Consider the following 14465-nt stretch of genomic DNA (forward strand, 5'->3'; position numbering starts at 1 on the left):
AAAACACGAACTTTGAGCAATTCAAAATTTTGTGTGAAATTTACGCAAATTAGAAACGATATCCATGCCACAAACTTCTGAGCAATATGATGAGGTAATAAAAATTTGCCGAGAATTATTTCAAAATAAGATGAAGGATTATGGAAGTGCATGGAGAATATTGCGACTACCTTCATTGACCGACCAGATATACATTAAGGCACAACGAATTCGTAGTCTTCAAAAAAATGAAATACGAAAGGTAGATGAGGGTGAAAAATCTGAATTTATCGGAATTATCAATTACTCGATCATGGCCTTGATTCAACTTGAGAAAGGTATAGTCGAGCAACCAGATATGGAAACCCAAGAGGCGGTGGAACTGTTCGATAAACATATAAGTGTTACCAAGCAGCTCATGGAGAATAAAAACCATGACTATGGTGAAGCATGGCGCGATATGCGTGTAAGCTCGTTGACCGACCTTATTCTACAGAAGTTGTTACGGGTAAAACAGATTGAAGATAACCAAGGTAAGACCTTGGTTAGCGAGGGTATCGATGCAAATTATCAAGATATGGTCAATTACTCTGTTTTTGCCATGATCCATTTAAACGAAAAAAGCCCTGAATAGCATGAAATATCTCGTTGGTCTAAGCCGTATTCTAGTCGGAGTTCTTTTTATTATCAGCGGATTTATAAAATTGAACGACCCCGTGGGGTTCTCGTTCAAATTAGAGGAATATTTCAGTCAGGGCGTTTTAGATCTTCCTTTTTTAGAACCTTATGCCCTTGCCATATCGATTTTTGTAGTAGTCTTCGAGGTTCTTCTGGGGGTAATGCTTTTAATCGGTTTTCGGGTAAAATTTACAGTTTGGAGTCTCTTGCTTATGATTATCGGCTTCACCTTTTTGACTTTCTACTCGGCCTATTTTAATAAAGTGACCGATTGCGGTTGTTTTGGCGATGCCATTAAATTAACGCCGTGGGAATCGTTTACCAAAGATATTATTCTGCTGGTTTTAATCGTGGTACTTTTTGTCGGTCAAAAATTTATTAAGCCTCTTTTCAGTTCGATGGGCATACGTGTGGTTATAGCCCTTTCTTTGGTATTTTGTGTTTTATATTGTAACCATGTACTTAATCACTTGCCTGTAATCGACTTTAGACCCTATAAAATAGGAGCTAATATTATAGATGGAATGAGCGTACCGGATAATGCCGCTAAACCCATTCATGATTATGCGTGGAAGTTTAACGTCAACGGCGAAGAAAAAGTCATCGTAACTCAAGGTGATTACCCGCAAGTGGAGGGCGAATTTGTAGATGTAGAAACCACCGAGGTGCAGAAGGGCTACGAACCTCCGATTCATGATTTTACAATTGAGCAGAACGGTGAAGATTTCACTGCCGCTTTAATGAACGAACCGAAATTGTTCATGGTTGTAGCCTACGATTTAAGAAAGACGAATGAAGAGGTTTATTCTGAATTGAAAAAATCGGCAGATGAAGCGGCATCTCAAGGGTATAAGGTCATAGGCATGTCGGCATCGAATACAGAGCAAAGTGGAAAATTGATTAATGACCATCAATTAGATTTCGAATTTTACTTTACCGATGAGACTACCTTAAAAACAATTGTACGCTCTAACCCGGGTGTATTGGTCTTGGAAAAGGGAACTATTAAACAAAAAGTACATTATAACGATTTGGAAGATTTAGAATTGTAATCTCAGAATTTTCATAGCTGATTCTTCAATTTAAATTCTTCCTGAAACACTAAATTTAAAGAAAATGAGAAGTAAGATAGTAGCAGGTAACTGGAAAATGAATAAAAACTCCGCTGATACTGAGGCCGTGTTGACAGAGCTGTCGGCTAAATTGCCAGATACCCAAGCAGAGGTTATGGTAGCTCCTACCTATGTTAACTTGGCTGGGGCCGTTCGCACCTTAGAGTCATCGGTGATAGAGGTAATTGCCCAAAATATGCATTTCGCCGAGAGTGGTGCCTATACAGGTGAGATTTCAGCAGACATGCTTTTAGGTATCAACGTTGAAACCGTGATTATCGGTCATTCTGAGCGTAGGGCCTATTTTGGTGAAACGGATGAAATTTTGGCCAAAAAAGTTGTTGCGGCGTTGGAGAAGAACATGAGAGTTATGTTTTGCTTTGGCGAAGAGCTGGAAGATCGTAAATCTGAAAACCATTTTAAGGTGGTCGAGACTCAATTGAAGAATGCGCTTTTCTCTTTAGACGCTTCAGCGTGGAGTAAAATTGTTTTGGCTTACGAACCGGTTTGGGCGATTGGCACAGGTGAGACCGCTTCTCCTGAGCAAGCACAAGAAATGCATGCATTTATTAGAAAGACCATTACAGAAGCATATGATGCTTCTGTAGCCAATAATGTTTCTATACTTTATGGCGGTAGTGTTAAACCGGCCAATGCAAAAGAAATATTCGGTAAACCCGATGTTGATGGTGGTTTAATAGGTGGGGCTTCTCTAGTGGCAGACGATTTCGTAGCCATTATCGAATCGATTTAATCTAAAGAAAAGCTTCAAGTACTTTTCATCTTATGGAACAATTCTCTAAAATTTGTTCCGAAAAATTAACTGATGGGCAACACCATTTATATTGAATATAATTTCACGGTTTCGCCTCTGCAGCCGGCATCTGATATTTTGATAGCTGAGTTGGGAGAGGCGGGCTTTGAAAGTTTCGTTGAAAACGAAACAGGTCTTTTAGCTTACATTCAAAAGAATGATTGGTCTAAAAATCTAATTGATACCATAGAGATTCTTGAAAATACAGAGTTTTCTTTTCATTATTCGGTCAAAGAAATTGAACAGGAAAACTGGAACGCCACTTGGGAGCAAAACTTCAATGCCATTCAAGTGGGTGAACAATGTGTGGTAAGGGCTCCGTTTCACAAAAAGCCCGATGTAGATTATGATATAGTCATCGAACCCAAGATGAGCTTCGGTACGGGGCATCATGAGACAACGCACATGATGCTGCAATTTATACTTGAGCATGATTTCGAAGGTAAGTCTGTTCTTGATATGGGCTGTGGTACCGGTGTTCTGGCCATTCTTTCGGCAATGAAAGGGGCAAAGCTAATCCATGCTATCGATATCGACAATTGGTGCTATCTAAATGCAAAAGAAAATGTGCAGAGAAATGGGGTGGATCATGTTGAGGTTTTTGAGGGTGATGTTGCCTTGCTGGGTAACACTACTTACGATGTAATCATAGCCAATATCAATCGAAATATTCTATTGGAAGATATTCCTACCTATGCAAAAAATCTTGCCCCGAATGGTATACTTTTTGTAAGTGGGTTCTATCAGGATGATATTTTTATCATATCTGAAAAATGTAACCCCTGTGGATTAAAATTTGAAAAAAATATTCAGAGGAATGATTGGGTTGCGGTAAAATATGTATTTTAGAAAGACATGTACGTACCTGAAAATGATAGCTATGAGTACAAAAGAAAAAATTTCAGAAGAACTTCTTCTAGAGGAAGAGGTATTAAAACAAAATGAAATAGTTCTGTTCAATGATGATGTAAATACCTTCGATCATGTAATAGAGACGTTAATCGATGCCTGCGAGCACACTGCCGAGCAAGCAGAACAATGCTCACTAATCGTACATTATAAAGGAAAGTGTACGGTTAAAACCGGTGAGTATAGCGACTTAGAACCGCGTTGCGGAAAACTGTTGCAAGCTGGTCTAAGTGCGGAGATTGTTTAATATGTAATTCCGGTTTTTATCTGACTAATGCGGTAAACGGGGTTTGAGAATTCCGTAGACGAAAGTGCCCAACACAGCGCCGAAAATTACGATCAACATACTGAATACCCCGGTACCCAACAGAATATACATAGGGCCTGGGCAAGCACCGGCCAAAGCCCAGCCCAAACCGAAAATTGAACCTCCCAAAAGATATCGAACGATACCTTTGTCCTTCGGTGGTAGATAAACCTCTTTGCCCTCTGTGGTTTTTATTTTCAATCTTTTAAGAAGCCATACCGATAATACGCCGAGTATTACTGCAGAACCGATTATACCATACATGTGAAAAGATTGAAATTTGAACATCTCGAAAATTCGATACCATGAAACAGCTTCCGATTTTACTAATACGATTCCGAAAAAAATACCTACGAATAAAAATTTGAGAAATTTCATACTTAAAATATTAGGGGTAATAAGAAGTGGGTCATAATCAGTCCGCCGATAAAAAAACCGATTACCGCTATTAAAGAAGGTAGTTGTAGGTTACTTAAGCCTGTAATGGCATGGCCAGATGTGCAGCCCCCGGCATAACGGGTTCCGAAGCCCACTAAAAATCCTGCTCCTATCAGAATTAGTAAGCCTTTAAGGGAAAGTACATTTTGCCAGTCGTAGATTTCGGCCGGTAGTAAGGCGCTGCCGACATCTTGAAAGCCCAACTGATTTAGGTCTGAAATGGTTTCAGGGTTTAATTCGATAGCTGAGCCGTCAGAGAGAAATTGAACAGCAATAAACCCTCCAATAATTGCCCCAAGAACAACAATGAGATTCCAGCGTTGGGCTTTCCAATCAAAACGAAAGAAATCTGCATATTTTCCGGCGCCACCTATACTACAAAAAGTACGTAGGTTAGATGACATTCCGAAATTCTTTCCGAAATAAACCAAGAAAACCATTACTGCGGTAATCAGGGGGCCAGATATATACCAAGGCCATGGTTTTAGAATAAGTTCCATAGAAGAAATTTATACAAATTTATAGCTTACTTGAGTATAAGTAAGTAATAAATGTTACAATCATTGGTCATAAATGTACGGGCATAATTGAAAAAGTTATTCCTTTTTATGAAATTCCTAAAAAATGATACTTGACATGAGCTAATCGGTCAAATTGTATATTTTTGGCTCCCAAACCATACCAAACCAAACTAAAAATTATGAAAACCAATACCTTTTCGAGTTGGTCTAAAGGTCTTCTAATATTATTATTTCTGCTTTCGGCATTCTTGGTCAAGGCACAATCACCACCGAGAAGTTACATAGTTCAAAGAACTACCGACTCTATAGAGATTGATGGTCAAGCCAATGAAGACTCTTGGGGAGAGGTTGAATGGAGTGACGATTATATCGATATTGAGGGTGTTAAGTCTCCAAAGTATAGAACCCGTATGAAAATGCTATACGATGATACCAATCTCTATTTTTTTACTGAAATGGAAGAACCCCATGTGTGGGCAAATTTGAAACAGAGAGATACCGTTATTTTTTATAACAACGATTTTGAGATTTTTATCGATCCTGATGGAGATACGCACAATTACTATGAGTTTGAAATGAACGCTTTAAATACGGTTTGGGATCTCTTTTTGACCAAACCCTATCGTAATCATGGAAAAATAATCGATAGCTGGGATATTCAGAATTTAAAGACTGCTGTACATGTCAACGGTACTATAAACGACTCGAACGATATCGATAAAGGATGGGCCGTTGAGATTGCCATACCTTGGAGGGTGATTACGGAAGCCAGTAAAACGAAGGGGATACCTAAAAATGAATTTTGGCGTATCAATTTTTCCCGAGTCAATTGGGACCATGATTTGAATAACGGAAAATATTCCAGAAAAAAAGATGACCATGGTAAGTTTTTACCGGAGTACAATTGGGTTTGGTCTTCTCAAGGCGTAATCAATATGCATGAGCCTGAGCACTGGGGCTATTTATATGTGTCTGATACCAAGGTGGGCGAAAAGGTCGATTTTCAGATTTCGAAAGATGAATACCTAAAATGGAATTTATACAAGCAATATAGAAAATTGCTGCATGCGGGAGACAACTTTGATGAAGTAAGTAACGAAGTGGAATCATCTCAAGAAGTGATTCTCAAAGAGGTTGTTGACATAGAGGTAGAAAAATATTTAGGAGGATGGACGGTAATGGCTAGAAGTCCGTTCTCTAATAAATTATTAGTAATAAAAGAAGATGGTGAATTTAGTAGTTATGAGAATAGGTAGAGAAAATTTTAGCGTACGGTGTTTCATAATATTGGTGTTAGGTCTAGTGTTGTCTGGCAATGCTCAAAATGAGGATGATACAAAAGATTTTAAATTCTGGACATGGGTTACCGCCGATGCCAAGCGAACTGATAAATCTTTTTCAGAGGAATTTGAAAAGTATGCCTCCAATGGTATAAATGCGGTGCTGATCAACACCTATGCAGACCCTAAACTTTTGAAAAGATTAACGCCTTTGGCTACGCAACATGGCCTCGAAGTTCACGGTTGGATGTTTACGGTCAATAGACCGGGAGATAAAATTGCCCAACAACACCCAGAATGGTATGCCGTAAGTAGAGATGGTAAATCTTGTTATGATGAACCGCCTTATGTGGGCTACTACAAATGGTTGTGCCCGACAAGAAAAGAATCTCGAGAACACATTTTGAGTTTGGTAAAAGGGTTGGCCCAAGTTGATGGTGTTGCCAGTGTGCACCTAGATTACATACGTTATTCCGATATTTTCTTGCCTATTAGTTTATTGCCCAAGTATAATCTAAAGCAAGATGTAGAGCTGCCGAGATATGATTTTTGTTATTGCGATGTTTGTGTTTCTGAGTTTGAGAAAGAACATCATAAAAATCCAAGGAACTCTAACAACCCTGCAATCGATATGGAATGGAAAAACTTTAGGTTGAACAAAGTAAAGGCGATTGTAGACGAAGCCTATGAAATTGTGCATGAGAATGGTAAAATATTGACCGCTGCCGTATTTCCTTATCCTGAGATGGCAGATCATATGGTGCGTCAACGTTGGGACAAATGGAATGTTGATGTAGTACTGCCAATGATTTACAACAGTTTTTATAACGAAGAGATTGATTGGGTAGGTTACGCTACTGGTCAAGGAGTAAAGGATCTCGAAGGAAAAAATACCGAGCTTCATACTGGAATATATGTGCCTCAGATGTCGGTAGATGAGCTAGAGCAAGCCATTCGTCATGTCAAAGATAACGGGGCGAAAGGAGCATCATTTTTTGATGGCCCTGCGATAACCGACGAACAATGGCGGGTAATAAAAGGCTTTAGGGCTGAGTAGTACTAGTGCCGGTGACCATATCTTCAAAATTTGGGTGACGGCCCCATTCTTTTCTTTTTTCCTTATCAAAATGTGGATTTTGGATGGGCATTGCGGCATCGACTTTTTCTCGCCAATTGTTGAGAAGTTGTAAAAGTTCTTCTGCTTTCTCACTTTCTTCATAAGCAAGATTATGGCTTTCGCCAATGTCGTTTATGAGGTTGTAGAGTTCAAGTCGGTCATCGTCTAGAAATTGAATCAGTTTCCAGTCGCCTTTTCTAATAGCGCTTGCCGGAACAGAATGGTGATAGACTGGGTAATGCCAAAAGACGGCTCTCTCATTGTTGTGGTTAAGACCCTTTAGCGTGGGTACCATGCTAACCCCGTCCACCGTTTGATTTTTTGGAGTTTCCCCAGTTGCCATTTCTATTATGGTAGGGAAAAGGTCAATACTGCTTACGATGGCGTCTGACTGACTACCTTTAGTTACCTTTTTTGGCCACTTGATAAGTAGGGGCTCTTTAATTCCTCCCTCATAAACAGTACCTTTTTCAGCTCTTAAAGGTTGATTCGAAGAAGCTATATATTGTAGGCTATCACCTTCGTAATAATGCAATTTATTTTTGGCTATTAAAGGAATTTCATCAAACCTGCTTACTAAACCTCCGTTGTCGGAAAAGAATATGATGATGGTGTCGTCGGCCAAATTCAGGTACTCAAGTTTGTTCATGATTCGACCTACGCTTTTATCAATGTTCTCGACCATAGCTGCGTAAATAGCATTCGAAGGGTAGCCATCGGCTTTAGGTTTTTTTATAAATTTTTCTATTTGTTCTGAATGTGCATCCAATTGAACATGAACATCGAAATGTGCTAAGAAGAGAAAAAAAGGTTGGTCCTTATTGTTCTCAATAAAATCTATGCTTTTATCGGTCAAAGCTTCAGAAAGAATTTTGCCATCAGGGAAATCTGTCGTAGGATGCATTTGCTCGTTAAAATTGAAGAAACGTCCACCCTGATGAACCAAACTTTCGTCATAGCCTTGATTTTTTGGGTGATGTTTTTCAGTGTGGCCCAAGTGCCATTTACCAAAATAACCAGTCGCGTAACCAGAAGGCTTCAGGGCTTCGCCTATAGTTTCATAATCTAGGGGAAGATATTGGGTTTTATTCATTGGCACCATTAATTTTTCGTGAGGTCGCCAATGGCCTGGTAAAAAATCATTGATTCCAATTCTTGCAGGGTATAACCCTGTTTGAATACTTGCCCTGCTCGGCGAGCATACAGGGTTGGCCGCGTATGCATTGGTAAAACGCATTGCTTGTTGAGCTAGTTTGTCGAGATTTGGGGCTTCATTAAATTCGTTGCCATATACTGGCAAATCGGCCCAGCCAAGGTCATCGGCCAAAATAAATATGATGTTCGGAGATTTTTCTTTGAAAGATTGTTTCGAAGGGGTATTACAACTGATTAGGATGTTTAGCACCAGAATAGAAACAATAATATTTTTCATGTAGAACGGATTCTATATAAATATAGAGCCATTAAAAATAAAAACTATCCTGTGCTGTACCGTAGGTATTGTTTTACCAATTTTAATGAAGGTAATCGGGGTCAAATAAATCATTGGCTTCGCTTGGTACCGGCGCATTGGTCAGAGCTCGCCAATTTTTCAATTCGTGATGCAGTTGTTCGGTAATTTTAGGTTCTTGGTTGGTCAAATTTTTGGTTTCACCAATATCAGTTCTTAAGTTATACAGTTCAAGACCGCCATCTTCAAAATATTCATGCAGTTTCCATTCTCCTGAAATGATAACGGAACCTGGCCTGGTTCGAAATAAAGGATCTCTGCCTTGGTCTTGATTTGCATCATACTTTTGTAGGTATATGGGGAAATGGAAAAAGAGATTTCTTTCTATTTTGGCGTTATCGTACAGTACCTTTTCAAGATTGATACCATCTAATAGAGGTGCTTTTTGTAGGGGTTTCACAATACTTTGAAGAGTTGGGTAGAAGTCAAGGTTGCTTACAAGCTGGTCAGATGTCGCATTTGATTTTATCCTTTTGGGCCATTTAACTATTAGTGGTACCCGAATACCCCCTTCATAATACGAACCTTTTCCGGCCCTTAATGGGGTTTGTCTAGAAATAGCTCTAATTCCACCATTATCCGAAGTGAAAATAACGAGTGTATTTTCTTCCAAACCTTCCTTTTTAAGCTTATTCAATATTCTTCCAACATTTTGGTCCATAGAATAAATCATTGCCGCATAGTCAGCCCTACTCTGTCCCTCTTCTGATTTTTTTGACTTAAACTTTTCAATAAGTTCTTGCTTGCCCATAATAGGAGTGTGCACGGTGTAATAGGGCAAATAGAGAAAAAAGGTAGAATCCTTAAATTTTTCAATATATGTAATGGCCTCATCGGTTAGTCTATCTGTAAGATATTCACCTTCAGGCCCATTCTCGATATAGTCGATATTGTAGGGTGAGAAATAACCATTTATGCCAGGATTGCCTTTCGAACTCCCCCCAACATTGTACTGAATGCCTTGTTTTTTAGGATTATCTCCCACATGCCATTTTCCTATACTACCAGTCACATAATCTGCAGATCGAAGCATTTTTGGCAGGGTGAAAATGGAGTCATTCAAATGGTCTTTGTTTTTTATGGGAATGAGTTTTCGAGTCTTAATATGGCCTCTTGCAGAAGGGCTAACAGTGTAAATACCATGTCTTGGAGTATTCAACCCGCTAAGAAGACAGGCCCGGCTGGGTGCACAATTTGAAGCACCCGAATAAGCATTGCTAAACGACATCCCTTCTTTTGAAAGCCTATCGATATGGGGTGTTTCATAGTAAGTGCTTCCCATAAAACCCAAATCTTTATAACCTAGATCATCAATATTTATAATTACAATATTTGGTTTCTTTTTTTCATAATTATCGACCGTATTATCTTGCCCATGTATGAGTAGACTGGTTGTCAATATAAAAAGGTGATGAATGAAATAATTATTAAAAAACATTGGTAAGTAATTTGTTTAAGGTGTAGAGATATTTTTATCTGTATCATCAGCTAGTGCTTTTGCATAGTTTCTAGGGCTCATTCCATATTCTTTTTGAAAACATTTGCTAAAGTATTTTTGATTGCTGAAGCCAGTCATATACGCTACTTCAGAGATGTATATATTCTTATCTCTTAAAAGTTGAGCGGCCCTTTCCAAGCGTATTTTTTTTATAAAATTTACAGGCGTCTCATTATTGATAGCTTGTAGTTTTCTATATAAATTAGCCCTGCTCATTCCTATTTCCGAAGCTAAAAACTCAACGTTCAAAGAATTATCATCCATATAATTTTCAATTATGTTAACGAGATTGGCAATGAACTTTTCATCGTTTGTTTCATATTGAACTTCTGATGGAGCACCTGTAACTACCTTACTATATCTGTCTTTTAACATTAGTCTTGTTTCAAAACAGTTCTTAACCTTCCACTTTACAAATTCTAGGCTGAACGGTTTTTCAATATAATCTTCGGCGCCCAAACTCAAACATTCTATTTTAGTTTCAGCAGAGTTCTTGGCGGTGAGCATAAAAACAGGAATAGATTTGGTAGCATCATTGCTTTTAACCATTTTGAGCATGCTTATGCCGTCGGTCACGGGCATAAGTATGTCACAAATTATGAGGTCAGGTTTTTGACTAATACAGGCTTCAAACCCTTCTGTACCATTAATCGCTTCAATAATGACGTAATCATTTGAAAGATCATCCTTTACCATCTGCCTCAATTCATCATTATCCTCGACCAATAATATTTTGGATTTTGCCGACTGGTTATTTTTTGAACGTTGGTCAAACTCTTGAGAAATTTCTTCGATTACTTGATATTCAGAGTTTTTGATGAAATTTTTGGTCAATGGAATTCTGGTGTCTACTCTTTCTTTCTTATGATAGGTCTTTTTGTTGATGGGCAGATAAAAGGTGAACTCTGTAAATACGTTCTCGGTACTTCGAACTTCAATATGCCCATGGTGCTTTTCTACTAGTTTTTGTACCAGCTCCATGCCGATTCCGGTTCCGGGTATTTGATTACTATACTGCTTGGTAGATTGGTAATAACGATCAAAGATATGTGGTAAATCAGCTTCTGGTATGCCTATGCCATTATCTTTTACGGTACACTCTATAAAAAGGTTCGAACTCAATTTTTTAAAAGGATATGAAGGAACTTTTGATTCTTTCGTTCTTTCTAAGGTCACAACTATTTCGCCATTTTTTTGAGTGTATTTAAATGCATTTGACAATAGATTGAACAAGATTTTTTCTAAGATGTCGACATCATACCATGCTATAATTTCTTTTTCTTCTGTTAAAAAGAGATAATCTATCTCATAAATTCTAGCAAAATCATTGAAAGCACTTTTAATAATTTCAACATCCTTTAATAGATTATTTCTCGAGATGTTTAATTTTATTTTGCCCTCATCAAATTTGCGAATATCCATCAACTGATTGATCAGCCGATGCATTCTTAAGGTATTATTGTATATTCTTTGAGAGGTCACAGGGCCAAGAGTGAACTTTCTCTCTTTTACCACTTTCTCAATAGTGCCTAGAATAAGTGAGAGGGGCGTTCTTAGTTCATGTGAAATATCTGTGAAGAACACCATTTTCATTCTATTGATTTCATTATCTTTTTCCCTACTTACAGTTTCGGCCACCAGTTTTTTCTTCAGACGATACCATCTCTTTATCAACGTATATGCGATAAAACTAAGAAGGGCAAATAAGATTAAATAGAAGGTGTATGCAAGTTTGCTTTTCCAAAAGGGTGGGTTTATCTTAAAGTTGATCGTTGTGGGTTGATTGTTCCAAATGCCGTCGTTATTGGTGCTTTTAACATTAAAAGTATATTCACCAGGTGGTAGGTCATTATAATTGGCATTGCGATTGGAGGCTTTTGTATAGTGCCAAAAATCGTTGACACCATCGAGTTTGTAGGCAAAATGATTTTTATTGGGTGCAGTTAGGTCAAGAGAAGAAAATTCAAAAGCAATATTATTTTGGTCATATTCTAGTGTCAAGGTAGTATCTCTGCCACTATGTATTTTAACTCGATTATTTTCTTCAAAAGAATCAGATTTATCAAAACCGTTGAATATGGTATAATTGGTTATTACAGTATTTGGTTTTAAGGCAATTTTTTCAAAACTACTGGTGCTGACGGTGTAAAACCCTCCAGGACAGCCAAAAACAGCATTTCCCAATTGGTCTGCAGTAAATGAATTGAAAACAAAATGACTTTCATCCACCCCATCTTCAACCGAAAAATTTACAAATTGCTCTTCTTTTACATTGAATTGAGAAATTCCCGCCCTTGTACTTAACCATATATTTCCTGATGCATTTTTGGTAATACCTGCAACCGTAGTAGAGGCCAGTCCTTCCTTCTTCCCATAGTTTTTAAACACATTTGAGTCATAATCATAAAGGTTAAGCCCACCTCCTCGTGTTCCAATCCATAAACGAGCATTTTCTTCAAGAAAGCAAAGGATAGCATTCGAGTTCAACCCATTTTCTTTAGGGGCGTAGGCAAGTATTTGCTCATTGATCAAGTCTATCTTAAATAGCCCATCTCCTCTGGTTCCAATCCAGATGTTCTGCTTTTTGTCAAGATGCATTGCGGATACATTCTTGTCTCTAAAAGAAGCGATGACCTTTTCTTTAAATTCGGCCAATTTTTTTTCGGAACTTATGATATCAACTCCACCGCCCCAAAGACCTACCCATATTTCATTGGAATTTAAAGAAATTATATCTCTAACTGTTTTATTATACTTTTTAAGTGTATCAAATTGAATCTTAATATTTTCCCCTGACTGTGTCTTCTCTGATTTTAATAAATAGGGGCCTGTTCCCATAAGGTATTGGTTACGCTGGTAACTGTGTTTTACCATTCCGAAGTTTTGTTTCGATTCTACCAATAACTGTAGATTTTTAGTACTTATATTATAGGAATAAAAGCCAATATCTTCAAGATATAAGAAGATATGTCGTTGATCATCATCAAGCACCATAGATCGCACAAGACCATTTGAACTTCCTACCCCTAGGTTGATATAATCAAAAATCGAATTACGGTTATTATACATTTTTACACCTTGGTCAGTAGCAATCCATAAATTATTATAACTATCCATAACAAGATCGTTTATGTGGTTGTCATTGACCCTACTTACATCATTTTCTATTTTTTCATTAATGCAACTAAAGAGGTATTGATTATCTTTTTTGTTTAACGTGTATATTTTTGACGGGGTGGCCAACCATGTGCTATTTGATTTAAGGTCATTTGAAATAGCGCGTAAATCAGAGAAGTTCACATCTACCTCGACATCATTAATTTTTTGTTGTACAGCTAACTTGAAGTTATTCTTATAATAAGCTAGCAGAAATATGCCCTTGTCGGTAACGGCTAAAAAATGGTTGTTATCCAGTGGCGATAAAAATCTAGTGGGAATGTCAAAACTGGTTTTTATAATTTTATTACCTGAGCCAATGGCCCATATGCCTTGAGGTGTGGCAAACCAATGCCTGCCAAATAGGTCTTCGCAGTAATCATCAATTTCGCGGTCATAGGTCCATTGAAAATTCTTTTGTAGGTAATTTAACTGCGTTTGAAATTCAATTTTAGAAATTTCATTATGAGGTGTTATTTTGATGATACCGGTATTTCTAAGATTGGCCCAAATGGTTCCATCCTTAGATTTTCCAAGTATTGTAGTAGTATTGTTTTTATAGAACCCTTTAAAGCTGTGGGTAGCTCTATGGTATCTAATAAGATAACTTTCACTTCCTATCCATAAGTTGCCTAAATCATCTTCAATAATAGAATTGATACTGTTGTTGGGTATAGAGTTTTGGTCAAAAACATCATATTGATTTTCCAATAAGGTATGCCCATCATATCTATAAAGTCCACTATCGGTCCCTAACCATAAAAAACCTAGATGGTCGGCAAAAACGGTATTGGTTTTTTTATTGAACCTACCACCATCGACGCGTAATTCGTTGAGGTGCACATCAATTTTTTGACTATTTCCTATACTTAACCATAGGGAAAAAAAGAAAAAGGTAATGAATGCTTTCATTTTTTCGGGGCAATCGACAAAGTTAGAGATGAACTTCTTTTAATGTTAACTACACTACAACACCTCATTGTAAGATTTGTTTTAAATATAGGGCAATTATGTTGCAAATTCTTGCTTGATAGTTATTATCCGGGTGTTTGCAACATTTGTATACCTATTTGAGATTTTCAACTTCCATCAACAGATTACATTTATACCATTGCCTAGAAACTCAACTCTAGGGCTACTAATTAC

The 14465-nt window shown here is 37.6% G+C and carries 12 protein-coding genes; 7 read left to right on the forward strand and 5 right to left on the reverse strand.

Translation table 11 applies throughout. The features are described from left to right. Nucleotides 1-64: 64 nt before the first annotated feature. The 5 genes from IV512_RS13820 to IV512_RS13840 all read left to right on the forward strand — a co-directional run bounded on the left by IV512_RS13820 (nt 65) and on the right by IV512_RS13840 (nt 3739). Nucleotides 65-613, forward strand: a complete 549-nt coding sequence (locus tag IV512_RS13820; protein ID WP_209404347.1) for a DUF1599 domain-containing protein — start codon at nt 65-67, stop codon at nt 611-613. A gap of 1 nt (nt 614) precedes the next feature. Next, on the forward strand, nt 615-1709 hold the full coding sequence (locus IV512_RS13825; protein WP_209404349.1) for a BT_3928 family protein: 1095 nt from the start codon (nt 615-617) through the stop codon (nt 1707-1709). 64 nt (nt 1710-1773) lie between these two features. Next, nucleotides 1774-2523: a triose-phosphate isomerase gene (gene tpiA, locus IV512_RS13830; protein WP_209404351.1), complete on the forward strand. Its 750-nt coding sequence runs from the start codon at nt 1774-1776 to the stop codon at nt 2521-2523. A gap of 72 nt (nt 2524-2595) precedes the next feature. Then, nucleotides 2596-3432, forward strand: coding sequence for a 50S ribosomal protein L11 methyltransferase (gene prmA / locus IV512_RS13835; protein ID WP_209404353.1), 837 nt, complete (start codon nt 2596-2598; stop codon nt 3430-3432). 31 nt (nt 3433-3463) lie between these two features. Further along, entirely contained in the window at nt 3464-3739 is a 276-nt protein-coding gene (locus tag IV512_RS13840; protein WP_209404355.1) for an ATP-dependent Clp protease adaptor ClpS, read from the forward strand. Between the two features lie 24 nt (nt 3740-3763). Here the strand turns inward: IV512_RS13840 and IV512_RS13845 are convergent, their stop codons facing one another. Further along, nucleotides 3764-4177 carry a DUF6691 family protein gene (locus IV512_RS13845; protein ID WP_209404357.1) on the reverse strand — a complete coding sequence of 138 codons (414 nt, stop codon included), beginning with the start codon at nt 4175-4177 and terminating at the stop codon, nt 3764-3766. Between the two features lie 2 nt (nt 4178-4179). Beyond that, nucleotides 4180-4737 carry a YeeE/YedE family protein gene (locus tag IV512_RS13850; protein ID WP_209404359.1) on the reverse strand — a complete coding sequence of 186 codons (558 nt, stop codon included), beginning with the start codon at nt 4735-4737 and terminating at the stop codon, nt 4180-4182. 200 nt (nt 4738-4937) lie between these two features. On the opposite strand from IV512_RS13850, the gene IV512_RS13855 reads away from it, so the two are divergent. Continuing rightward, entirely contained in the window at nt 4938-6014 is a 1077-nt protein-coding gene (locus tag IV512_RS13855) for a carbohydrate-binding family 9-like protein (protein WP_209404361.1), read from the forward strand. Continuing rightward, complete coding sequence (locus tag IV512_RS13860) at nt 6001-7095, forward strand: putative glycoside hydrolase (RefSeq protein WP_209404363.1); 1095 nt, start codon at nt 6001-6003, stop codon at nt 7093-7095. The genes IV512_RS13855 and IV512_RS13860 overlap by 14 nt, the downstream gene beginning before the upstream one ends. On the opposite strand, the gene IV512_RS13865 is transcribed toward IV512_RS13860, so the two are convergent. From IV512_RS13865 to IV512_RS13875, 3 genes are all read right to left on the reverse strand, one after another. After that, complete coding sequence (locus tag IV512_RS13865; protein WP_209404365.1) at nt 7082-8587, reverse strand: sulfatase; 1506 nt, start codon at nt 8585-8587, stop codon at nt 7082-7084. The two genes, IV512_RS13860 and IV512_RS13865, sit on opposite strands and share 14 nt — an antisense overlap. Nucleotides 8588-8669: 82 nt before the next feature. Further along, the gene (locus tag IV512_RS13870; protein ID WP_209404367.1) at nt 8670-10103 is read right to left on the reverse strand and encodes a sulfatase; all 1434 of its coding nucleotides are present in this window, start codon (nt 10101-10103) and stop codon (nt 8670-8672) included. Between the two features lie 15 nt (nt 10104-10118). Then, nucleotides 10119-14231, reverse strand: a complete 4113-nt coding sequence (locus IV512_RS13875; protein ID WP_209404369.1) for an ATP-binding protein — start codon at nt 14229-14231, stop codon at nt 10119-10121. Nucleotides 14232-14465: the final 234 nt, after the last annotated feature.

It is taken from the genome of Pseudozobellia sp. WGM2 (assembly GCF_017810075.1).
In the GTDB taxonomy this organism is placed as follows: Bacteria; Bacteroidota; Bacteroidia; order Flavobacteriales; family Flavobacteriaceae; genus JADNYK01.